This is a genomic window from Vibrio sp. RW, assembly GCF_027587105.1.
GTDB lineage: Bacteria > Pseudomonadota > Gammaproteobacteria > Enterobacterales > Vibrionaceae > Vibrio > Vibrio toranzoniae.
The window spans coordinates 252,377-272,709 of sequence record NZ_JAPPTM010000004.1 but is presented as its reverse complement, the minus strand read 5'-3'; the positions used below and the strand labels follow the sequence as shown (position 1 = coordinate 272,709).

General features: G+C 40.7%; 24 protein-coding genes, 1 tRNA gene and 1 pseudogene. 11 read left to right on the top strand and 15 right to left on the bottom strand.

Annotation, left to right across the window (positions count from 1 at the left end):
• Positions 1-218: 218 nt before the first annotated feature.
• Entirely contained in the window at positions 219-485 is a 267-nt protein-coding gene (locus OCT63_RS05765) for a hypothetical protein (RefSeq protein ID WP_017086930.1), read from the bottom strand.
• A gap of 242 nt (positions 486-727) precedes the next feature.
• Between OCT63_RS05765 and OCT63_RS05760 the strand changes: the two genes are divergently transcribed.
• Together OCT63_RS05760 and OCT63_RS05755 are read left to right on the top strand one after the other, a co-directional pair.
• Complete coding sequence (locus OCT63_RS05760; RefSeq protein ID WP_081230773.1) at positions 728-1,585, top strand: helix-turn-helix transcriptional regulator; 858 nt, start codon at positions 728-730, stop codon at positions 1,583-1,585.
• 317 nt (positions 1,586-1,902) lie between these two features.
• Positions 1,903-2,358: a hypothetical protein gene (locus tag OCT63_RS05755; RefSeq protein WP_054866221.1), complete on the top strand. Its 456-nt coding sequence runs from the start codon at positions 1,903-1,905 to the stop codon at positions 2,356-2,358.
• 324 nt (positions 2,359-2,682) lie between these two features.
• On the opposite strand, the gene OCT63_RS05750 is transcribed toward OCT63_RS05755, so the two are convergent.
• The 5 genes from OCT63_RS05750 to OCT63_RS05730 form a co-directional block, all read right to left on the bottom strand.
• Positions 2,683-3,111 (bottom strand): DUF2787 family protein, encoded by a 429-nt coding sequence (locus OCT63_RS05750; RefSeq protein WP_269983344.1) that lies wholly within the window; start codon positions 3,109-3,111, stop codon positions 2,683-2,685.
• A 102-nt stretch (positions 3,112-3,213) separates the two neighbouring features.
• Complete coding sequence (locus OCT63_RS05745; RefSeq protein ID WP_269983343.1) at positions 3,214-3,714, bottom strand: hypothetical protein; 501 nt, start codon at positions 3,712-3,714, stop codon at positions 3,214-3,216.
• Positions 3,715-3,759: 45 nt separating this feature from the next.
• Complete coding sequence (locus OCT63_RS05740) at positions 3,760-4,143, bottom strand: hypothetical protein (protein ID WP_269983342.1); 384 nt, start codon at positions 4,141-4,143, stop codon at positions 3,760-3,762.
• 76 nt (positions 4,144-4,219) lie between these two features.
• Entirely contained in the window at positions 4,220-4,639 is a 420-nt protein-coding gene (locus OCT63_RS05735) for a hypothetical protein (protein ID WP_269983341.1), read from the bottom strand.
• Positions 4,626-5,915: an integrase family protein gene (locus OCT63_RS05730; protein WP_269983340.1), complete on the bottom strand. Its 1,290-nt coding sequence runs from the start codon at positions 5,913-5,915 to the stop codon at positions 4,626-4,628. The genes OCT63_RS05735 and OCT63_RS05730 overlap by 14 nt, the downstream gene beginning before the upstream one ends.
• Positions 5,916-6,336: 421 nt before the next feature.
• Between OCT63_RS05730 and OCT63_RS05725 the strand changes: the two genes are divergently transcribed.
• Complete coding sequence (locus OCT63_RS05725; RefSeq protein WP_269983339.1) at positions 6,337-7,887, top strand: hypothetical protein; 1,551 nt, start codon at positions 6,337-6,339, stop codon at positions 7,885-7,887.
• A 497-nt stretch (positions 7,888-8,384) separates the two neighbouring features.
• Here the strand turns inward: OCT63_RS05725 and OCT63_RS05720 are convergent, their stop codons facing one another.
• The gene (locus tag OCT63_RS05720) at positions 8,385-8,942 is read right to left on the bottom strand and encodes a hypothetical protein (protein ID WP_269983338.1); all 558 of its coding nucleotides are present in this window, start codon (positions 8,940-8,942) and stop codon (positions 8,385-8,387) included.
• A gap of 514 nt (positions 8,943-9,456) precedes the next feature.
• Positions 9,457-9,541 (bottom strand) — tRNA-Leu (locus tag OCT63_RS05715).
• 195 nt (positions 9,542-9,736) lie between these two features.
• On the opposite strand from OCT63_RS05715, the pseudogene OCT63_RS05710 reads away from it, so the two are divergent.
• Positions 9,737-9,832 (top strand): annotated as a pseudogene (locus tag OCT63_RS05710) (RDD family protein); the annotation flags it as partial.
• A gap of 798 nt (positions 9,833-10,630) precedes the next feature.
• Here OCT63_RS05710 and OCT63_RS05705 read toward each other — a convergent pair.
• Together OCT63_RS05705 and OCT63_RS05700 are read right to left on the bottom strand one after the other, a co-directional pair.
• The gene (locus OCT63_RS05705; protein WP_161687972.1) at positions 10,631-12,073 is read right to left on the bottom strand and encodes an ATP-binding protein; all 1,443 of its coding nucleotides are present in this window, start codon (positions 12,071-12,073) and stop codon (positions 10,631-10,633) included.
• Entirely contained in the window at positions 12,066-12,791 is a 726-nt protein-coding gene (locus OCT63_RS05700) for a response regulator (protein ID WP_161687971.1), read from the bottom strand. Before OCT63_RS05700 ends, OCT63_RS05705 begins: the two co-directional genes overlap by 8 nt.
• 179 nt (positions 12,792-12,970) lie before the next feature.
• Between OCT63_RS05700 and OCT63_RS05695 the strand changes: the two genes are divergently transcribed.
• The 5 genes from OCT63_RS05695 (at position 12,971) to OCT63_RS05675 (ending at position 15,256) form a co-directional block, all read left to right on the top strand.
• Positions 12,971-13,288, top strand: a complete 318-nt coding sequence (locus OCT63_RS05695) for a hypothetical protein (protein WP_161687968.1) — start codon at positions 12,971-12,973, stop codon at positions 13,286-13,288.
• 17 nt (positions 13,289-13,305) lie between these two features.
• Positions 13,306-13,518, top strand: coding sequence for an SHOCT domain-containing protein (locus tag OCT63_RS05690; protein ID WP_161687966.1), 213 nt, complete (start codon positions 13,306-13,308; stop codon positions 13,516-13,518).
• 672 nt (positions 13,519-14,190) lie between these two features.
• Positions 14,191-14,601, top strand: coding sequence for a c-type cytochrome (locus OCT63_RS05685; protein WP_269983337.1), 411 nt, complete (start codon positions 14,191-14,193; stop codon positions 14,599-14,601).
• A 201-nt stretch (positions 14,602-14,802) separates the two neighbouring features.
• Entirely contained in the window at positions 14,803-15,018 is a 216-nt protein-coding gene (locus OCT63_RS05680) for a hypothetical protein (protein WP_139130303.1), read from the top strand.
• Between the two features lie 70 nt (positions 15,019-15,088).
• Positions 15,089-15,256: an SHOCT domain-containing protein gene (locus OCT63_RS05675; RefSeq protein WP_161753542.1), complete on the top strand. Its 168-nt coding sequence runs from the start codon at positions 15,089-15,091 to the stop codon at positions 15,254-15,256.
• Positions 15,257-15,444: 188 nt separating this feature from the next.
• On the opposite strand, the gene OCT63_RS05670 is transcribed toward OCT63_RS05675, so the two are convergent.
• Genes OCT63_RS05670 through OCT63_RS05660 form a run of 3 tightly spaced genes read right to left on the bottom strand, consistent with a single transcriptional unit; the run spans position 15,445 to position 17,408 of the window.
• The gene (locus OCT63_RS05670) at positions 15,445-16,077 is read right to left on the bottom strand and encodes a DsbA family protein (protein WP_016796746.1); all 633 of its coding nucleotides are present in this window, start codon (positions 16,075-16,077) and stop codon (positions 15,445-15,447) included.
• Positions 16,064-16,585, bottom strand: a complete 522-nt coding sequence (locus OCT63_RS05665; RefSeq protein ID WP_161687961.1) for a disulfide bond formation protein B — start codon at positions 16,583-16,585, stop codon at positions 16,064-16,066. The genes OCT63_RS05670 and OCT63_RS05665 overlap by 14 nt, the downstream gene beginning before the upstream one ends.
• A 37-nt stretch (positions 16,586-16,622) precedes the next feature.
• A complete protein-coding gene (locus OCT63_RS05660; protein WP_237668690.1) occupies positions 16,623-17,408 on the bottom strand; it encodes a cation transporter in 786 nt (261 codons plus the stop codon).
• Positions 17,409-17,606: 198 nt separating this feature from the next.
• Between OCT63_RS05660 and cadR the strand changes: the two genes are divergently transcribed.
• Together cadR and OCT63_RS05650 are read left to right on the top strand one after the other, a co-directional pair.
• Positions 17,607-18,008, top strand: a complete 402-nt coding sequence (gene cadR, locus OCT63_RS05655) for a Cd(II)/Pb(II)-responsive transcriptional regulator (protein WP_016796743.1) — start codon at positions 17,607-17,609, stop codon at positions 18,006-18,008.
• A gap of 541 nt (positions 18,009-18,549) precedes the next feature.
• A complete protein-coding gene (locus OCT63_RS05650) occupies positions 18,550-18,738 on the top strand; it encodes a hypothetical protein (RefSeq protein ID WP_161687957.1) in 189 nt (62 codons plus the stop codon).
• Positions 18,739-19,054: 316 nt separating this feature from the next.
• Here the strand turns inward: OCT63_RS05650 and OCT63_RS05645 are convergent, their stop codons facing one another.
• Both OCT63_RS05645 and OCT63_RS05640 read right to left on the bottom strand, forming a co-directional pair.
• On the bottom strand, positions 19,055-19,303 hold the full coding sequence (locus OCT63_RS05645; protein WP_161687955.1) for a hypothetical protein: 249 nt from the start codon (positions 19,301-19,303) through the stop codon (positions 19,055-19,057).
• A gap of 197 nt (positions 19,304-19,500) precedes the next feature.
• Positions 19,501-20,322: a restriction endonuclease gene (locus OCT63_RS05640; RefSeq protein WP_161687953.1), complete on the bottom strand. Its 822-nt coding sequence runs from the start codon at positions 20,320-20,322 to the stop codon at positions 19,501-19,503.
• Positions 20,323-20,333: the final 11 nt, after the last annotated feature.

The following is a 20,333-nucleotide window of genomic DNA, read 5'->3' as shown; positions in this document are numbered from 1 at the left end:
GCTTTAGTGAGAGTGACCGCACACCTGACAGCTGCCATCATCATAAGCACGTTCACCACATGCAGGACAGGTTGTAACTAGTGTTGTAATTGATTTAATCGCCATGTTAAGGCTCCTTGTTGTTGGTTGATTGAGTGTTGCGGAGCTCATTGATACCTCAGCCTAGAGAGTTCCAATTTCGAAACTGAGATATCGTGAGCCAAGCTCCACAACAAAATTTATTGCGCTTTACCTTTTGGGGTATCAGGGCCGCATTGAGTCACATCAGTGACATGACCATTCATTGTTCCGCAGACATCGGCTTTCCATTGCACGATGACACCGTAAGACGCTGTATTCTGAATACCTGCCTTACCATTCCATTGTGGCTCTAGTAGCTCTTTCATTTTCGAGATATCGCCCGGATTACCACCGAACGTACCACCTGCGAATACTGAAGATGCGAATAGCGAAGTCAGACCGAGCAGGATGATTGATTTTTTCATTTTTTTTTTCCTTAATGGTGAATAAGCCTCAAGCTCGCAGCCTTTGTTGACTTATTGGTTGTTAGAATAAAGGGGGTTAAGGACAGGGTGTGTCCAACAAGATGAAATTGATTGAATATTTTGTATAGCCGCTGCTCCACCTAGGTTGATGAAAGCTATGCCAGTTCTTAGTGCGTAACGAATTGAAAGATTTAAAAATCTAACGGACACAACCCGTCCAATTGGTTCGTTACGATATTGAGATGAATGATAAGAGCGAAAAACTAGCCCTAAGACTTGGAGATATACTGACTCGGTTATACCGAGGTGAAGTGCTATCTATAAGTTGGCTAATGGAAGAATACGGTGTGAGTGAAAAGACCTTGCGCCGGGATTTCAACCAGCGATTGATTAATGCTCCTATCATGAAAACAGAACATGGATACCAGTTAGAAAGTCAGCTTAGCTCAAGCATAACAACCACCCAGCGTGTTCTTGAGGAATCAGGGTTATCAAGTCTGCTTCCACCAAAGCACAATATCAGTACCTCAGCTTCAACCATCCTATTTAAAAATCCACGTATCGAAGACACTCACAAGTTTGATGGTATGTTTACTCAGATAAATAGTGCGATTACCTCTAGAGCTATCATTGACCTTACCTACCAAGGTCGCCTGATAACTCAGGTGCATCCGTACCGATTGGTGAATGACAGGGGTATCTGGTACCTCAGTGGAGTAGCGTCAGATCAGCTATATTCGTACCGTCTTGCTAAGGTTTCCCAGATTCACACCACTGAAGATAAATACTATCCAGCACCGAAGGTATTAGAAAACATCCGTAGGGTGGGAATGGAGTGGTTAACTGCTGAAAATGCAGATGTGTTATTACAGGTTGATGTTGAGGTAGCTTCACACTTTATTGATGATGTTATTCTCCCTAACCAACAACTATTGAAGGAACTACCCGATGGAAGCTTATTAGTCTCCAGTCGAGTATCCAAACTAGGCGATATCATGCCGATTTTAAAACAATGGATGCCACGCATAGAGGTTCTTTCACCTACCACTTTGAAACTTGAGTTAATGCGTGAGTTGTATGCCTCATTGGATAGACTTTAACTAAAACTCAACTTTAACTCGGATTTTTTAACAACCGATTAGGTGCACTCTTGGTGCCTAATTAGGAACAGATGCCCATGAAGAATTTCAGGGTAAATTACATTTCTAATCGGCTCCCTATACGCGTACTAGAGAAAACGACCTTAACGGTTCCTATTGCTTCCACATAGCAATAGGAACCTATCTGACAATAAGAATCAAAAGAACATTGCCATGCAGTAATAAATATCTACAAAACAAATTATAACCCTTGAAAATCAGTAGATTAGAACCCATTACAATAGCTTATTAAATTAATAAGTTAGGAAATGACTATAATGACGCAATTCAACAAAGAAGATTGGCTATTAAATGGTTGTACTAGTGAAAAGCTAGCTAAATGCAACGCAGCAGCACATGCTCATGAGGCAATTATGGGAATGTGTACAATGTCAGTCGACGCTGACCACTATACGATTGAAGCTGGAGCTGAGTTCCTATCGAATGTTGAGGGTCAGGAAGTTCTACACTTAGAGTTCAAAGCGTACAGTGATTTTGAAGACTCTCGCTCTATCGCCCTGATTTATGAGAAAGAAGATCTTGTAATGTACTGCTCAGAGTTTTCATTTGGTGATGATGAAGAAGCTTACTTCGAACCTGTACAACCTATGACAACTCAAGGTTTTTTCAAGTACTTGAACTCACTACCAAACATTAAGAGTTACGCTCTTCCATCAAGCCTTGACAGTAAAGAGCAACAAGCTCAACAAGCCCTGATTGAACTAGCAGGCTAAACCAAAACACTCACTCCCATTGCTTCCAGATAGCAATGGGAGCCTTTAATAACAAAACACCAGTGAGAACCAAGCAAACTCGTTAAAATTAAGTCTCCCTTCCTTGGTGTTTCCACCGTCCATTACAGTCCAGCAACTGCACCCTCTCTGAACCCCGACGGCAACGTTTAAGTAATCCGTTGTAGAAACTTGATCCAATGAAAAAGGCTTCCCATCACACCATGAGTTACATGGAACAATAGGAAGCCTTGGTTTCACTAGGAAGTGAGAGGCGGATTTTATGGTGCATACATGGTGCTTTCAACTTGATTCGTTAGTGATGGACTAATCCACCGTGACTTTTATCTCATCAAAGCAGTCCATTCCGATGTAGCTTAGAAAGTTGGTTTCCCACATCGAATAGAACTCAGCGACACTGGGATCAGTAATGGGAACTTCACCCATGTAACGGATGTAAGCCACACCATGACCAAAATCAAAGTCGATTTCTTTCTCAAGTTCAGGCATCAATCCACAGTAACTAAAGTCAGTAATGTAGTCGAAAACCCATTGGTCATTAAGCCTAGTGATACGAACCTCCACAGGGTGGTAGCCACCGTTCTCCGGGCTGTAAGATTTCTGACGGAAAGAAAAGACGACCGATTGGATCATGGGTGTCCATTTACCTGATTCGCTGATCACTCGGTTTAAAGTATCTTGAAGATCCACACTGACAGGTAAAATCAGCTTATTCTTTGAAAAGCATAGTTTCATAATAAATTCTCTTTTAGCTTGTTAGGGATGCACTCTTGGGTAGTACACGGTATGAAATTTGGGAAGTAGTTTGGTCGGTAAGGATTGATAAGAAATTCGACGTTATTTAGCTTCGGTTTCACCGTCCACTAATGACATGAGCTCATCACGACGTTGCTCGTAGTCAGGCGCAAGAACGTGGAGAAACACCGATTTCTCCGACGGCAGGATAAGTAATAACCCACGCAGTGCCGCCGCCATAAATCCAGCATTATTAGCAGACCCACCTTTGAACACTGACTTGAATACAGTGCTCTTAAACGGTTTCTCGTCTTGCTCATTTAACACGGCGACAATATCTTCAAAGGCTATCCACTCTTTACTATGAAGACCGCCACCTTCATTACCCGAAAGTCTAAGGAATAGAGCATTTAGATCATCATGGACCGAAAGCTCATAGAACACATGATTCTGAGTTTTCGGTGATAACTTTTTCGCTTTGCCTTCTAGCACAACATTAGTGAAATAGTCTACAGGACTATCGTCAGTAACCGTGACTTGTTCATTACTCTCTACTGCTTCAGGTTGAACGATTTCTTGTTTTTGATTGGTTTTACGTGCCATGGGACACCTCCATACTATTAGTGACTATTAAGATTAAATTCGAGATTAAGATTCAGCTTGATCAGCAAGCTTGACGACAGGGAACGTTGGACTGTTCATTGGAGCGCAGCAATACACCCCACTACCAGCCGTAGTGACAATGGCAACAGCAATTAGCCAAGGAGAGTCATCATCATTTAGTAACAGAACCCATTCAGGGTAGTTAGTAACAAAGCGTAGAAAGTGTTGAGCTTCCTCTGACTCTTCACTCAAGGTTTCATCGGTATCATCGGCCTCAATCAAGTACAAAGTCGTACCGACCTCATCCCAGAACGCTTTCGTACTTTCTTCATCACCGAATGGTTCTATTAGATGCTCTAGCAGTTTTACTTTCACACCATCAGGCATTGGCAATGATTGAATATCTTCAAACTTGTTTACATTTTTCATAATTATTTTCTCCTAATAATGAAAAAGCCCCTGTTTAGCTCTTCGCTAAACAGGGGCTTTTCTAATATGTATTGCTTTATTCAGACCAATTAAACTTGTAGTTTAACGGCGGTAGTTCGTAATGTTGCCGTACATACCCATTGAGTAACTTACCTTCCAATGCATATGCATCTTCCTTCGTTTTGCATGATTTCCAGCACACATAGAGAGTATCGAGGGGAAATACATCCTCAAAATTAAAATTACAATATCGCCATCCAGCCATATGTCCTTTTTGGCTCGTTCCAGTAGCACAACTTATAAAAGCACGAACTCGAAAGTTTAACGTCACACTTTCACCGATATCCAAAATCCCATGCTCATCAACACCAACGGCTCTACTGAGCTCTTTCTCCGCAGCAATGATGTACACTCCTGGTCCCTTAGGTATCGAATTTATGTCAACACTGGACAGCAATACCCAGTCTGTCCAATCGGACCAATCATCGTATTTCATCTATATCCCTCTGTAATTCATTCTCATTATCTCTCAACCCCCAACGTATCTCTGGTTTCGCAGTCACCATATCCGACAAACGAGAACCTATCTCCCTCCTACGTCCAACGGTCAATTTCGAGTAGCGCCTTGTGGATGAAAGGTCAGCGTGATTCAACTGCTTGGCTATGTCGTGCAACGAGACTCCTTGGCTAGCTAATAAACTCCCAACCGTATGCCGAGCTGAATGTAGGGTTAGGTTCGCTTTATCTCCGGGTATGTCGGGCAGTCCCATCTTGGCTTTGATAGCCTTGAAAGCATGCCTAGGTTGACCTACGGGTTTACCCCTTTTACGTCCAGGAAAGAGATATGGGTTATTCGCCACATGAGGCACCGACCTCAAAATATCAAGCATGTAATCACTTAAGTAAATAACATGGCTACTACCATTTTTCGTTTGCGGAATAGTGAGTGTTTTCTCCTCCCAATTCACATCGGATTTTAATCTCAATCGTAATTCACTATCGCGTAATCCGGTCAAAAACAGAATAATTAGGTATGCCCCAATACTTTTATCTTCATGATTGAGAGCATGACCTATGAACTCTTTTAACTGTGCTTCGGTAAAGTAACCAGTACGGATGTTGTCTTCTTTCAACAAGCTGACCTTATCAGCAACCAACGGCGCGTCCATCAACTTGTAAGCCTGACGGTTTACCGTTTTCAAAAGCGCTAATACACGATTAATCGTAGCTACAGCATAAGGTTTCCCTGTTGTCTTACTTATAGCTCCCTGCATTTCCATTTGGATCTTAACGATATGTGCCGCCGATAATTCATTAATGGGAACATGAAATATCGACTTAGCATGACGGAACCTCGCTTGATCATCTTTCCAGCTTCGCTTTTGCTTAGCCAGTGGTAAATAGACCTCATTGAAAAACCGTTCAAGGGTCATAGAATTATCGACCTTTTCAGTATCACGCTCGATCTTCGGATCAATACCTTCAAGAATTTGCTGCCGATATTCTTTCGCTTTCTTGCGCAAGGTGATTAGGTCAGTGTCATTGAGCCGCCCTAGACCGATCGACGCCTTGCGACCAGTTACAGGGCTAGTAAACCTAAATATGAACCTGACAGATCCCTTTCCTTTACCCACCAGACATCTAACGCCCACAGGCAAGCCGCTATCTTTCATAGCTGACAAGTTAACTTCGTAATCAGCGGATTTAGCGTTGGCAGGATTGGGCTTGAGATTGTTGAGGAAAGTGGTGGTGAGTCGTTGTGATTTGCTCATTCAAACCTCCATTAACTAGATATTCAATTAGTTAATATCTGTTTGAATAGTTGTTTGTTACGGCGACGCGATACGGTTAGAGATATCACAAAGTTACTCAAAACTTCCGTAAAAACAAACTAGAACCAAAACATACAAAGAAAACATAGAGATTTATTTATGTAAAATTTACGCACAAAGACATCTAAATCCAAAAACTCTCCTCTCATGTAAAAAATCTCCCAAAAATAACGAATAGCAAGGTATCTCTCAGTCCAAAACACCTTCAAAACACCCAAAATTTCTTTGTTAATTTCTTGAAAATAAAAATTACCCCTTAAATTTCAGTAAATTAAAAAGACAGATTTCCGTAAGTTTTCCTTTCCATTGATAATCACATGCACTTATAGTCATTTCAAACTTAATCCAAACAGAGGTGTCTATGTCAGAATCAATAACCCACAATCAAAAGCTTGATAAGGACTGCGCAAAAAGCATTGTCGAGCAACTTGAATCGTTAAATATAGCCCCATCAGAAATCGCTCGCAGATGTGGCGTAAAACAGTCCAGAATCAACGGATGGAAAGACGGTCAGAAAGCTAGCAATGAATATCTTCAAAAACTAAGAGCATTGTTAAACCTCCGCTTACCGAACCATAAAGCAGAAACATTCCAAGTTTCAAAATGCGTGCGTTTAGCTTTATCTAAAGAAGACCTAGACCTATTTCTGGTAAAGCAAATGAAAGCCTTTATAGGAGAGCTCAAGTCACTTCCTTTCGAATTACGTGAGAAGTTCGATAGTGCTGATTCATTAGAGTTATTAAATGAGATTATCGCAGCTCAGTATCACTTGTATGTATGCAAGGAAGTGGATTCCGACCTCTATTTCTCTAAGAGGCAAAAACACTTGATTAACCAAATGTCACCATATGTAAAACCATTTGGCGTATTACCATCAAGTTACCAAAACACTATGCAAGCCGTACTCGCACAGCTTAAAGAAACAATTCAAGAGACTGAAGAACAGATAGAAAATAAAAATCAGCGTGAGAAAAACGAACGAGAATTCTTCAAGAGTACTATTGAACATTCCATTTCGAGTAGCTTACAAAGAACCCTATACAATCGAAACCCCGAACTAAACCTTGAAGATATAAAAGACGAGCTTCTTCAACAAGTCGACAAAGCTCTACAAGATTTCAAATACTCAGGTTCGCAATTCTCTTACTCTCTAAAACAGCTCGCAAGCATTATGGAGAGAGTTGCTCAATTTCTCGATGACAGTCAATTTGGTCCTAAGTACGGTATGTTACGGCTAGAAAACCAAAACATGTATTACCCTGAGTCTATTACGAAACCAGAAGACTTCATCGAATTTGACGATATCGAATTCGCAATTGATTCCGCTAAAAAACTTCAAGGCACCTTTGAAAAATTTATAGAGGAACAGCAAGATCGCTACTCAGAACTCTTTAACTTTAAAGCGAAAGAACTAGGACTATGTTCCAAGCTAGATAGCGACAAAGTATTCCACCAAAAAGCTTGTGAAGCTCTAACATCAGGTAAAGAGCTTGAGGTTCTAGATCCTCGCCTGAATGACCTATCTGTTATAGCCGATAGCATTTTGAAATCAGGCCAGCTAAAAATTGCTTTAGACGGAAATAAACATGAGTTAGAACTATTCGATGGACTCAAAGGTATGTTGACTGCACAAGTACCCGAACCAGTTATTCATACAGTTCAAATTGGTGGTAAATTAGCTTTCTCTACAGAAAGAGAAGTCCAAGGAAAAACTTTAATATATTCTTTAGACAACAATGATCTAATTCTTCTTCAAGAAGCTAGCATCTGCGACCAAAAAATCTTAACAATACAGCCAAAACTAGCAGCAGAAGAACTACTAGATCATATCGATATCAGTCTCAGAGAGTCAGTTAAGCAATCACTGCTAGAACACGGCTACATGTTTAGTGATGTCGAGGTTTTGGGGTAACTGACACGCAAAGAGCTCTTCTAGCAAAAGAGGTTTTCTAAGGGCTTAGTGTCTGATTTTCGTCAGCAGAACCACTAACAAAGTATTAATAATAACCAGTACAACAGCGGCCTACGGCAAGCTGTTGTACTGGTTATTATATATTTAATATCAATACTCTATCTGAAACCTAACTCTCAATTCATCCCACTACATTCGCGCAATCAACTAGCCACCGATACCACTACCCCAATTAAAATCCATATTTCGCATAGCAACCGCATCAGTAATATAGATTAATTCTCCCAGCAGTGCTCGACTCGGTAATCTCACCCACTTCCCCACAGAAACACCCCTGACAATCTCTCAGTGAGCTTACAACCGTGATTTTCACCCATTTAAAGTCAGTAATAACGATACTGAATCATCGCATTAGAATCGTTTCTGGTGGCTGTAGTGAAATTCGTTGATAGGTTTCTAAAGAGAATATCGAGACATTTACATGTAAAAATACATGGCTAACAAGATACCCACTTTTTCTTACAATCAGAGGTACGCTTGATCTGATTATTCTTAGATAGCTCGTTAACCGCCTTAGTGAAATCTGGCTTGGATAGTCCCAGTCGATTTTGCAGCTCTTGGTCGAGTGGGTGAGGTGATTTTAAGGCTTTAAGAAGCTTACTCTGTGCCGTTGAGAGGGATATTTTCGAATCGGAAATCGATACAACGGTATTATTTCTTGTACGGATACTCTCGAATTTCGCACCAAGCACATCACACTGAAATTCAAAAGCTGTTATCAAGCTCTCATCGTTACTATATAGCTCAAAATGTGTTGAACCTAGTTGCTTCTTATCCAGAGCCAGTAGCACTCTCGATAGGTAAGCAATAATGTAGAAGTCGGCTTGATTCGGTCCAGTAGGGTAATCACCCAAGAAGTGGTATAACGATTTTTGGCAAACCAACTTAACAGCATCTGATTTCGAAAATACAAATACCTTATCGACAATCGTAGCGTTGATCTTCTCAAGCTCCTTTAAACCTACATTTTCCGCATCAACAAATATCGCTTTCATTCAAATCAATTCCATTCACTTAAAGCCAGTTAAATATAATGCATATCATTACGACAAATGCAACTGCGCACTTATTTCGTGTGATTGGTTATTAATGTATATCCCCAGCGCGCTAGTGACACACTACCCAACAACGCCCATGATAAAAGGCTTAACAACAACCCCATAAAAACGATCTTTTCGCAACCAAAGGCCACATTAAAAATTCATAGCACCGTAAAGTCACCATGGTCGTACCATGGTTCTCTGACTCCACAGCCTTTGGTAATACTGGCTTGCAAGATTGCAGAAGTTTGCAGAAGTTTGCATTTGTTGGATTTACTAGGATTCCCTTGAGCACAGAATCGACATGTGATGAACCATAGATGCACCATGGAAGAAAATTCAAGGCTGATAAAGTGAGTCTATTGAGGGAGAAAAGTGTAGATAACAGAAAAGGAAAACTGAGCTAAGCTTTTGATTAGCCTAGATACAACAAAGCCCCGACAGAAGTCGAGGCTTTATCATTTAAATATGGTACCGGTAGGCGGACTTGAACCGCCACGCCCGAAGGCAACGGATTTTGAATCCGTCGTGTATACCAATTTCACCATACCGGCATTATCTTGGGGCATTGCCCTTTCGATGTCTGGCATTATACGTATGCGAACTGATGTGGCAAGTATAAAAACTTGAATTCATGTGTGTTTGCCGATAATTTCGCCACTAAATCATAAGCTGTGCGTTATGTCTCTTTTCACGCTAAGCCTTAAACTATATTCTGACGCCTCAATTTTTGAAGAAGTAATAACACAATGACATCAACAAACACTCTGCCACCAGCAGGAGTCATGCGCCGATTTGGTGCCTTGTTCTACGACGCTCTGATCGTAATCGCTATTGAAATGCTGGAAATGCTACCGCAGAGCTGGCGACGAAATCGATGAACCATATATAGACCATAAACACCCCTCCAATCACTTCAACACACTACCTCTTCAAAATCCCGTTGCCTTCGGGCGTGGCGGTTCCATCAAAGCATCTCTAGTCGAACTACTTTCAAACTCATTTCTGGACATAAATAGGTTAGAGTATACACCCTAATCTGGGCGCTTCAGATAAGAAAAAGTATCCCACTTCACAAAAAATACTGTTCTGCTATTATCGTCATTGAAACAGCTTCGCTTGCAAACGAGAAACTCTGAATATTTGATTTAGCAATCAAATTTGAAAATATAAGAAATGGTGATTACTTATGCATGTTCGCTATTTTTTGTCCGAACGGAGATGCCAAATACCCGTCGCAATCAGCAGGCCAATCACAACAACCACATTGCGGCATGCTGAAGTGATACAGCCAAATCCATAGTAGAAATACAGCGATCATAATAATCAGAAAGTAGCAAAGGAGTGACTTTTTCAATTTCATAAGAATCTAATACCCCTTGGCAAGTTGTTCTATAGTAAACGGCAGCACGCTGATATTGAAATATGATTGGGCTTCATAACATCTGTCCTAAGACGCAAGGAAAAGTGATTCTACCGCAAGCCAAATCGCGACTAATCTAACCCTTTTAAGTATTGTTTTCATTAGCATGTGATCTACTCATACTGATATGAGCTCCATCTGGTACTGTCGGTCACAGAGCTTCATGCCATTGACTGACAGTCTTGATATATATAAGGGCTTGTTGAAAAATTCATTAAGATCAATCACCACTTAAGACTGGAAGTTCAATAATAGCTCGGAGCCCTGTTGGTGTGTTTTGTTGAAGAGATAATTTGCCTCCATAGGATTGAGCGATTGATTGAGTGATAGATAAACCGAGACCAACATTTGACGACGTAGTATCTCTGGCACTGTCTAACCTAACAAAAGGTTTGATGACTTCTTCAAATTTATCTTCTTCAATACCGGGGCCTTCATCAGTGACAGAAATAATCATCATTTCACCACTCAATTCAACATCGATACAAATTACAGATTCATATCCTCCAGCATATTGAATGCTGTTATTCACTAAATTTTCAACCATTCTCCTAATGCTAACTGGAGGGCAGCTAATCGGATCTTCGTGTGAACTTTCATATATAACCGATACCCCTTTTTCCGCATATTCGTCAACGATTGTTTGAAATAGTGTATTGATATTTGTTAATTGTCTGGCCTCTAGTTCATTTTGCTGCTTCGCAAAAGACATGGTTGCGTTGAGCATTTTTTCCATCAACTGCAAAGTATTCAGCATCTGCTGTTTATCTTCACTCTCTTCAATGAACTCTAGTCGTAACCTCAAACTGGTTAACGGAGTCTTTAAGTCATGAGAAATTGCCGCTAAAAGCTTTGTCCTATCATTTATATAAGACGTTAGCTTACGTTGCATCTCATTAAATGCAGCGATAGTCGGCAAAAGATCACTTGCCCCTTTTTCATCTAGGGGTACTAACTCTTTTTCGATACCAAATTTCTTAGCTGCATCAGCAAGTGCAGCTATAGGCTTTAACGCTTGTTTAATTATCCAAAGAGAGAGTAAAACTACTATTGTTGCAACCGCGAAAAGCGAAAATAGTAATGCAAACGACCACTCTGTCGCTTCTTCCCTAACCCCTGAAGAAAAGTTCAACCATTCTCCGGAAGGTAACCTCACCGAACCATCGATAGTTGCAATATAACCAAATCGTCGCATACTCATCTGTTTCATCATGTCATTACGCATCATGCTATTACGCATCATGCCATTACGCATCATGCTATTATGCATATCTTCCATATCGAGTATGGCTCTTTGACTAGTGACAAGAGATACATGAGCTTGATTCAGGTTGGCTGAGCGAAACAGAGAAAGAAGCTGCTTCTCTTCTGAACTGCTATTTGAGGTTGTAACTACATTGGGACGGACAGATATTGACAGCGATAAATCAGGTGTTGTGCTGATCCTGATAATATTTTCATGTAGAGCTTCAGGTGTTTTATCTAATGCCTCTGAAACTGAAATGACCCTTTGAACTGCGCTAGTGCTAGATAGGTAGTTTAAGCTCTCGGCTCTTTCACTAGATAAAAGATAAAAGAATAACCAAAGGCTGAGAATAAACCCCAAGATAATCACAATGCCAATCTGGAAGATCAATGTCTGCCTGCTAAACCACCTAGTCATGGCTTACCTCACAACTTAACCGATACCCACCCCCCCATATGGTTTTTATCAATTTGGGTGATTTCGGGTCAATTTCAATTTTTTTTCTTAATCGACTTATCAAGGTATCAATCGCTCTATCATAGACATCGCCACCTCTACCCTGAACAAGATTCAGTAGATCTTCGCGTGACAAAACAACATTGGGATGAGTTATAAAGGCAACTAATAGCTCAAACTCTGAAGAAGTAAGAGTAATTAGAATATTGTCAGAATTATGAAGCTCTCTTGTTGTCGAGTTTAACTTCCAACCTGAAAATGAGTAATGTGTAGGCTTACTCGCAATTTTTTCGAGAATGTTAGGTATAGAAAAATGACGCCTCAATACTGATTTTACACGGGCCAGTAGCTCTCTGGGGTTAAATGGCTTCGAGACATAGTCATCAGCTCCGACTTCTAGTCCAATAATTCGGTCTACATCTTCACCTAATGCCGTTAGCATAATGATCGGAATATTCGAACTTGCCCTGATCTCCCGGCAAAGAGTAATCCCGTCTTTACCCGGAAGCATCAGATCTAAGATGATCAGATCAAAATTTGTGTGTACGAGATACTCTTCCATCTCATTTCCATCAGAGGCAACTGACACTTTGTACTCATGCTGCTGAAAAAATCGTTTAAGCAGATCTCTTATCTCTGCATGGTCATCGACTATAAGGATATGGTAAGCGCTACTCATTTTTCTTCCCGATATTTCATCTTTATATTCAATATATACAGTTCTTTACAAAATGTGTGACAAAGTTTGTCAAACTCAAAGGAAGACAAACTTTGAAAGAAACAATGGCGTTTCCGACACACCTCTGACAGTAATTTTTGCTGTAATAATGGTGAAGATAACGAATGGAGGATCTCATTATGAGAACTATAACAAAAACACTGGCCGCTGTTGCTGTAATGACAATCTCCCTTGGCGTATACGCACACATGGGAAACAATAATGGTCAATTCGGTTTTCATCATCCAATGATGGATAACAATAATCCACAGTATCAAGCAATGCTCGAACTCCAGAAAAATCCGGAAGCTATGCAGCAGTGGATGCAACAAATGCGCGAAAATCCGGAAGCTATGCAGCAGTGGATGGAACAAATGCATGGTAAAAATGTTGTCAATCGTCGAGGGGGCTTCGGTTGCCACGGAAATCGTTTTAGTTCAAACGACAATGCTGAATAATCAAGTAGGGTATTGATATGCATGGATTTTACGATTTCTGGTTTGGTATAGGACATGTCTCTATGATGCTCATGTGGATAGTGATCATTGGCTTGGTCTTCTGGGCTATTTTCTCCTCAAAAGGAACTTCATCATTACGGGGAGAGTCTCCGCTTGATATTGCCAAAAAGAGATATGCAAAGGGAGAAATTTCTCAAGAGGAACTCAATGAAATTAAACGCAATCTATAAAGATAAATAGCCACTAGTTCATTCGAACAAGTGGCTATTTCGTTAACGGCAGTAATACCACAAGTGTAATAAATGACAATTCTGATTAGTTTAATGGTTCTAAAACAGCCAAGTACTATTCGATTACTACCTATATCGTCATTCATACTACTACGCTCGCAAATAGGAAAATGCACAGTTCACAACATTAACGATCTACTCTGAAATATTAGGGTTATCTAAAGTCTCTTGGAGCATCTTGCTGTTAATGCTAGCGGCTCATCACATCGCCTCCTTGAAGACCAGCACAGGCAAGCTATCATTTGTATGAATAAATAATTCATGTATTTGTGTGTCATGGATTTTAAAGATTGATTGAATCAAGAGTTCATCAGCGTGATGAAGGAGCAGCGGCGGAACTTGCCGATTTGTTTCGTCTATTGCAAATCTAAATCAAAGCACTGTTATACAAGTAATACAACAGGCACAAACTGAACTCAAAATGTCCAGAAAAAGGAGAGCAAAATGAAAGTAACGTGTCGTAAACTTTGTATGCTACCAATGCTCAGTGTCTTCGCTGCTTTGGTTTTACTGCCAACCTATAGTGATCCTGCCAGCGCTCAATCACAGCCACCTTGTTGCAACGATAGATGGAACCCCGAGTGGACTCAACGCGAAATGTGGGGGCCGGGTATGATGAATCGCGGGCAGCGACAGAGAATGACAAGACATTGGACTTTTATGCATTCAAGCATTCCACAAGAATATCTAAACGTAAGAAACCCGTTTGTACTAAAGCCAGATGTAGTGCGAGAAGGTGGCGAATTGTACCGACAGAAGTGTTCGACCTGCCATGGTGCACAAGGTATGGGGGATGGAGAGATTGCTAATTCGTTAAACCCTTCTCCTGCACTTCTGGCGTATATGATCCAGATGCCCATGGCTGTGGATGAGTATTTACTATGGTCAATTTCTGAGGGGGGAAAAGCCTTTGGAACTGCTATGCCAGCATATAAAGGCCAGCTATCACGGGATGATATGTGGAAGATTATCACTTTTATGCGAGCAGGGTTCCCTTCAGATACGAAAAGCATTAAGAAATAGTTGACTACTACAATGGTCAAAGAGTCTTTGGGCGAAACCGTGGGGTGATGAGCGCAATGGATCACACATTCTATGGGGTAATGGTATGTTTTTCTGGCTAATAATGACGGTAGTGTTTATTGGAGTCTCCAATGTAGAAACATATCTTGATGATTTGCGCATATGAACGGAGGAAGAGGCAACTCTGGATATATGCATTCAATGATGAATACTGACAGTCCACAGTATCAGGCTATGCTCGAACTGAGAGGTAACCCTGAAGCAATGCAAGACTGGATGCAGAGCATGCACGACGACCCAGAAGCCATGAGAGAATGGATGAAGCAGGTTCACGGTGAAGACTTTGCAAACTGGAAGGGTGGTTTTAGATGTCATGGAAACCGCTTTAACAATGAACAAGCTCCTGCTTCTAAGTAGTCTGTGAGGTCAATATGCACGGATATTGTAATTCTTGGTTTGGAGCGGGACAAATGCCTATGATGTTAATATGGATCGTTGTTATTGGGTAGTTCTTTGGGTAGTTCTTTGGGTAGTACTTTCTCCGAAAGGTGTTTCATCAATGAATAGAGAAACGCCCTTGGATATCGCGAAAGGACGTTATGCCAAGGGAGAAATCACCCAAAAAGAGCTGGATGACATCAAACGAAACCTATAATTAACTGTATTAATTCCAGAGCCATTTGTTATTTAACTGAGTTATTTAATTTAACACTACTGGCTCTGTTTTTTCCTCTTCTTTATTAAATATCCGCTGGAATACAGAAGGATGGCAAGGATAGAATTATGCCAAAAAAGTACCTTGAGATTTATCTTCAAGGTACTCAGAGCGGGGGTGCGTCAATTTTATTTTAATTCACTTTGTACCAAATCATAGAGTTGTTGTGAACCAAAGGTTTCCAAAGGTTTCCCGTTCACAAAAAATGTTGGTGTCTTTTGAATTCCTAACGATTTGACATCCGCTGTATCTTGTTCAAGTATTTTTACTATTTGTGGATCATTGATATCTTCGCGAGCTTTAGATGTGTCTAGTCCGGCATTTTTAGCGATTTCCCAAGCTTTCGCGATATTGGGTTCACCGTGTGATGCCCATGAGCTCTGCGCAGCTAATATGGCTACGAGCACTTCTCTATAAAGCCCTTGACGTCGTGCAGCCTCCAACATTAGAACAACTTCGTCCGAACCTGCGTGAAAGGCCGCGTAGCGAAACACAAGACGAATATCTTCTGGGTTTTCAGCCATAATTTTCTTAACGAAAGGGTAAAATGCCCTACATGCTTCGCAGGCGGGGTCGAAGAACTCTACTATTGTAACTTTCGCCTTTTCAGGCCCAAAGCTCTGAGAGTAAGATCGCTCAAGCTCGTTGTTTTTCATTGAAATAGTATTAGTTTCTTGTTGTTGATACCAACTAAAAATAAAAACAGCGAAGACTATCCCCATCAGCAAGGTGATCGAAAGTACAATCTTATTCTGATTCATTAGGTGTTTTTTCCTTCATATTATAGAGAGTTGTAACAAGTGTTATAGTTATTAATGCTAGCAGTAGGGATAAGCCAAAGATAGAAAGATCTGTAAAAGTAATACTTTCATACAGTGGTGCGGCTGTCCCACAAGGGCCTTTAGCCTCAAACAATATAGGTAACCATGAATCCAACGGTATGAAACTCGGGAAAGGAGGTCCAAAACTACAACTTGAAAGCTTCTGACCAGTTTCAATCAAGTGGTTATCCCAAGAAAACTGCAAAGAAAAATAGGTACCGATGATTGATAATAGTAATGTACAAATCTTAATTATGTAATTTTCATTAGAAAATAGATGTAGTATACCTGCAATACCGATAAATAATATAAAGAGCCGAATCTGTACGCAGTTCGCACAAGGTTCGAAGCCAAGATAGTATTGCGTAAATAGCCCAAACAGCTCCATACCAACACTTGAAAAAAGTAAAAACATTCCAACAAGTGCCGAGTTTGTAAATATCTTCAAAGCACCCCCATATTAATAGAACTTCATAGTAGGTTATTTAGCTATGTTTCAGCTTAAGTATTTTACGGGCTCCATTTAAAACAAGCAATCCTACTAGCAAGCCAATGACTAAATCGGGGTACCTCGATCCTGTTAACGCCACCAACGCACCAGCCAAGATAACACCTAGATTTGCGATGACATCATTGGCTGAAAATATCCAGCTTGCCTTCATGTGTGCCCCACTGTCTTTCTTCTTTGCAATCAACAATAAACAAGTGGTGTTGGCAATCAAAGCAACTACACCAAAACCAATCATCAACATTGAGACGGGTTCACTACCGTATAAGAAGCGTCTACCGACTTCGAACAGTGCCCCGAAGGCTAAAATTAACTGTAACCAACCGGCAAAATGAGCTGCACGAACTTTCATTCTTATACTGTGACCCACTGCGTACAATGCTACCCCATAAACTGCGGCATCAGCGAACATATCGAGAGAGTCAGCAATCAATCCAGTAGACTGAGCCCACCAACCAACGATTATCTCAACGAAGAACATAACAGCGTTGATGGCGAGTAATTTCTTGAGTACTAACGACTCCGAAGCGTCCACCTCTGAGTCCGATAGTGAAGCTTTATTCAACTCGTCTTCTGATATCGGCCTCGTATCGTTCAATCGAGCACCCAACCCAACAGATGATAAACGTGATTCCACCTCCTGTAGATTCTCAGAATGATAAACCGTCAAATTACGATTGGGTGTATCAAAATCTAGAATGACCGTTGGCTGAATTGGTTCAAGCGCAATTCGGATCATACTTTCTTCAGCTGGGCAATCCATCTTGGGTACTGTAAATTCACTGATGTGACTAATATTTAGATTCATATCAGCTAAATTAGGCGTGTAACTTTCTTGTTCAGAGGGACTTTTGCTTTGACACCCCCCGCAACATTGATTAGTCATAATTGTCCTTGTGCGAAATTTTTTGTCAGTTTAAACTCTATACTAACTATAGAGTCAAGCACGGTGATAATAAATATGAAAATTGGAGAGCTCGCGAAGCAAACTAACTGTACAGTCCAATCCATTCGCCACTATGACAAAGAAGGGCTTATCTGCACATGGGCACGCAGTGAAGGTAACTTTCGCCTTTATGATAGGAGTACCATCGAAAGAGTCCTGTTTATCAAGCATTGTCGTAACCTTGATCTTTCTATCTCAGATATTCGTAAACTATTACAACTAAACGACTCGCCTAACGCGCATTGTGATGACATTAATATAATGATCGACAACCATGTAACCGAAGTTGAACAGCGCATCAATGACTTGCAGACCCTTCGCAAGCAACTCCAATCGTTACGCAATAATTGCTCTGGCAAGAAAACAGTCAAGCAATGTGGCATTCTTTCTAATCTGAATAGTCTCGATTGTGGTTGAGTGCATTAATTACCTCACTTGAGTCGAAGGTAGAACTCCAGAAATAGACAGCCACTATAGTGTTATCAAGTGAGACAACGAATGTACAATTACATTTAGGCTCTATCAGGGCCCAGTATTTAGTTTTTTTCCCCAAGATTCATTTCATAATTGTTAACGGGCTGTGTAAAAGCGCGGATTAACGGCGACGAGAAAATCAATCAAGAAATGGTAAGCTCATCCTCAAAATTATACAAATGGCTGTTGAAGCATCAAGGTGCCTCTCTCGCAAGCTCAAGACTCCACCTTGACATCACTTCAGCCATTTTGTTTTGGCCTTGTATGAGCTTTTCCAGCCCTTGTAATTACGAGTAGACTATTATGAGAAAAAGTCAATAGGGTAAAATCCTCGCAACCAAATATCCGCGCTTTTTGACAGCCGTTTACACATAATCGGCATCCACAAAATAATTCAACTATGTAAGCCTGAATAGATCCAATAAAGAACTGATTCTAATTGTGCTCCACTTTAATAGCTCTCTCAAAAGAACAACGTCTGTTGATGGATATCAACAAAATCAAACTTGGGGTTGCATACAACAATCGAGTATTCAAGCATTTACAAATCCGTTTTTCGGAGCATTCCAAACAGTCATTTTGGGATTATCCGATCACTGATTTCTGGAAACAGGCGATCGCAATCACTCCGAAATACGCATACAAAGAAATGGGGAGCGAACACTGGCTATAATACGCCTAAGCGTCCAGCATAAATATGCATTGCGATGATCATCAAGAAAAGAAATGTTCCTGCTCATTTCTGAGAGTTTTGAGTACTCCCTGTCATTCGTGCATGATCGACCAGTATGGGAACGAATTTATCGGTGCAAAGTCTAACTGACTTGCAATGGGGCAAAAGTAAGTTCATCACGCACCCTGCGTGATGGATTTACAACAAAGAAAGGAGAAGAAGTACGTTAAGATGAGTTGTGGAGCGGGCTATTGTACATTTGGGAAGCATGTTGTTTGGTAGTTTGACTACGACCAGAATAGCTTGACTTGACTGGCTAAAGATCAAACTCAGAGTCATCTTTTAATCGGTCATACTCAGCTTTAACATCTGGGTCGTCAAATGCTTTGAGTTTTAATGATTCCAACCGACTAAGCTTCTTTAAAGTCCAACTTCCATCACCATTATCAATCCACTCTATTGAATCACCTTCATTCCAAGATAAATCTTTCTGCAACACATCAGGTATTAAGAAGTAGTGATCACCATCTTCATTTTGTTCTATTTTTACTCGCACTGTACGCATGCATGCTCATACTAAATCTAGGGGGTGTATTTAGTTTGTCGCATTACAATAAATTAGGCAAAGATGATATCGTAAAAATGTTAGGAAAATCTGCGCTGAATTGAAATGGGGCATTTTGGAGTTAGAAAGTACTTTGGGTAAAGCGTAATCACCAAGCAATTCTGTCCTAATCCCTGCGATTACAATTTGCACATATATTAACAATCACAGGTGTAACGACACTTCGGATAAGTCGAGCAACCATAAAAACTCTTACCCGAATTAACTCCCCTTTTAGCAACACGCATCACAAGCTTAGACTGGCAGCTAGGGCAAACTCTATCTTCAACCGCCGACGCTCTTTCAGGTTTGGGTATTACGGGTTTATTCAGAAAGCTTCGTCCATCCTCGACCATGTGGACCAGCTCACTGCCATTAACCAACCACAAGCGCTTATCAACAGCAAAGGCAATTGCTTCTGAAGTAAAGTCGCCTGATGTAACAATAATCATCTTACTGGCATTGTTTGCGATCATGACACCGTACATTTCTCTTAGAACTTGTACGCCAACCTTACGAATCTTCCAGTGCTTACATTGTACAAGACTTAACTCCCCTTCTTTCGTCAGCCAAATATCAACGCCACCATCAGCCTTCTGAGAGAAAGATTGTTTGACCTCATAACCTTGAAATTTAAAGTATTCACCGATGTAGCTTTCAAACTCAATCCAACTTAAGTCTTTCAACGGTGAATTGTTCTTGCAAGCTTTAATTTGAGAACTTGTCGTTAGATAACTTTGCTTTCTTGTGTACTGTTTAAAGAATGCTATCGGCGCAGGGAGTAAAAATAGAAAGGTAAAATAAGGGGCTATCAAAGGAAGGTTGGGAGCAATAGCGTTAAAGATAAAATTATCACTGCTAGCCGCTAAGCTAGGTAATAGATATGAGAGCCCTAGGTATATAACACCAGCTAGCAACACACTAAGCCACCATGGGGCGTCCATTAAGTGCCATATGATCCCATCTTTACGCCGTGCCATTTAACTCTCTA

Excerpts from the sequence above, each read along its gene's own strand:
- cadR (WP_016796743.1), top strand. The coding sequence starts at position 17,607 with ATGAAAATTGGAGAGCTCGCGAAGCAAACTAACTGTACAGTCCAATCC.
- OCT63_RS05695 (WP_161687968.1), top strand. The coding sequence starts at position 12,971 with ATGAGAACTATAACAAAAACACTGGCCGCTGTTGCTGTAATGACAATC.
- OCT63_RS05765 (WP_017086930.1), bottom strand. The coding sequence starts at position 485 with ATGAAAAAATCAATCATCCTGCTCGGTCTGACTTCGCTATTCGCATCT.
- OCT63_RS05685 (WP_269983337.1), top strand. The coding sequence starts at position 14,191 with ATGATGAATCGCGGGCAGCGACAGAGAATGACAAGACATTGGACTTTT.
- OCT63_RS05700 (WP_161687971.1), bottom strand. The coding sequence starts at position 12,791 with ATGAGTAGCGCTTACCATATCCTTATAGTCGATGACCATGCAGAGATA.
- OCT63_RS05755 (WP_054866221.1), top strand. The coding sequence starts at position 1,903 with ATGACGCAATTCAACAAAGAAGATTGGCTATTAAATGGTTGTACTAGT.
- OCT63_RS05730 (WP_269983340.1), bottom strand. The coding sequence starts at position 5,915 with ATGAGCAAATCACAACGACTCACCACCACTTTCCTCAACAATCTCAAG.
- OCT63_RS05745 (WP_269983343.1), bottom strand. The coding sequence starts at position 3,714 with ATGGCACGTAAAACCAATCAAAAACAAGAAATCGTTCAACCTGAAGCA.
- OCT63_RS05670 (WP_016796746.1), bottom strand. The coding sequence starts at position 16,077 with ATGAATCAGAATAAGATTGTACTTTCGATCACCTTGCTGATGGGGATA.
- OCT63_RS05640 (WP_161687953.1), bottom strand. The coding sequence starts at position 20,322 with ATGGCACGGCGTAAAGATGGGATCATATGGCACTTAATGGACGCCCCA.
- OCT63_RS05675 (WP_161753542.1), top strand. The coding sequence starts at position 15,089 with ATGGATCGTTGTTATTGGGTAGTTCTTTGGGTAGTTCTTTGGGTAGTA.
- OCT63_RS05750 (WP_269983344.1), bottom strand. The coding sequence starts at position 3,111 with ATGAAACTATGCTTTTCAAAGAATAAGCTGATTTTACCTGTCAGTGTG.
- OCT63_RS05645 (WP_161687955.1), bottom strand. The coding sequence starts at position 19,303 with ATGCGTACAGTGCGAGTAAAAATAGAACAAAATGAAGATGGTGATCAC.
- OCT63_RS05660 (WP_237668690.1), bottom strand. The coding sequence starts at position 17,408 with ATGGATTGCCCAGCTGAAGAAAGTATGATCCGAATTGCGCTTGAACCA.
- OCT63_RS05760 (WP_081230773.1), top strand. The coding sequence starts at position 728 with ATGAATGATAAGAGCGAAAAACTAGCCCTAAGACTTGGAGATATACTG.
- OCT63_RS05690 (WP_161687966.1), top strand. The coding sequence starts at position 13,306 with ATGCATGGATTTTACGATTTCTGGTTTGGTATAGGACATGTCTCTATG.
- OCT63_RS05725 (WP_269983339.1), top strand. The coding sequence starts at position 6,337 with ATGTCAGAATCAATAACCCACAATCAAAAGCTTGATAAGGACTGCGCA.
- OCT63_RS05720 (WP_269983338.1), bottom strand. The coding sequence starts at position 8,942 with ATGAAAGCGATATTTGTTGATGCGGAAAATGTAGGTTTAAAGGAGCTT.
- OCT63_RS05705 (WP_161687972.1), bottom strand. The coding sequence starts at position 12,073 with ATGACTAGGTGGTTTAGCAGGCAGACATTGATCTTCCAGATTGGCATT.
- OCT63_RS05740 (WP_269983342.1), bottom strand. The coding sequence starts at position 4,143 with ATGAAAAATGTAAACAAGTTTGAAGATATTCAATCATTGCCAATGCCT.
- OCT63_RS05680 (WP_139130303.1), top strand. The coding sequence starts at position 14,803 with ATGATGAATACTGACAGTCCACAGTATCAGGCTATGCTCGAACTGAGA.
- OCT63_RS05650 (WP_161687957.1), top strand. The coding sequence starts at position 18,550 with ATGGATATCAACAAAATCAAACTTGGGGTTGCATACAACAATCGAGTA.
- OCT63_RS05735 (WP_269983341.1), bottom strand. The coding sequence starts at position 4,639 with ATGAAATACGATGATTGGTCCGATTGGACAGACTGGGTATTGCTGTCC.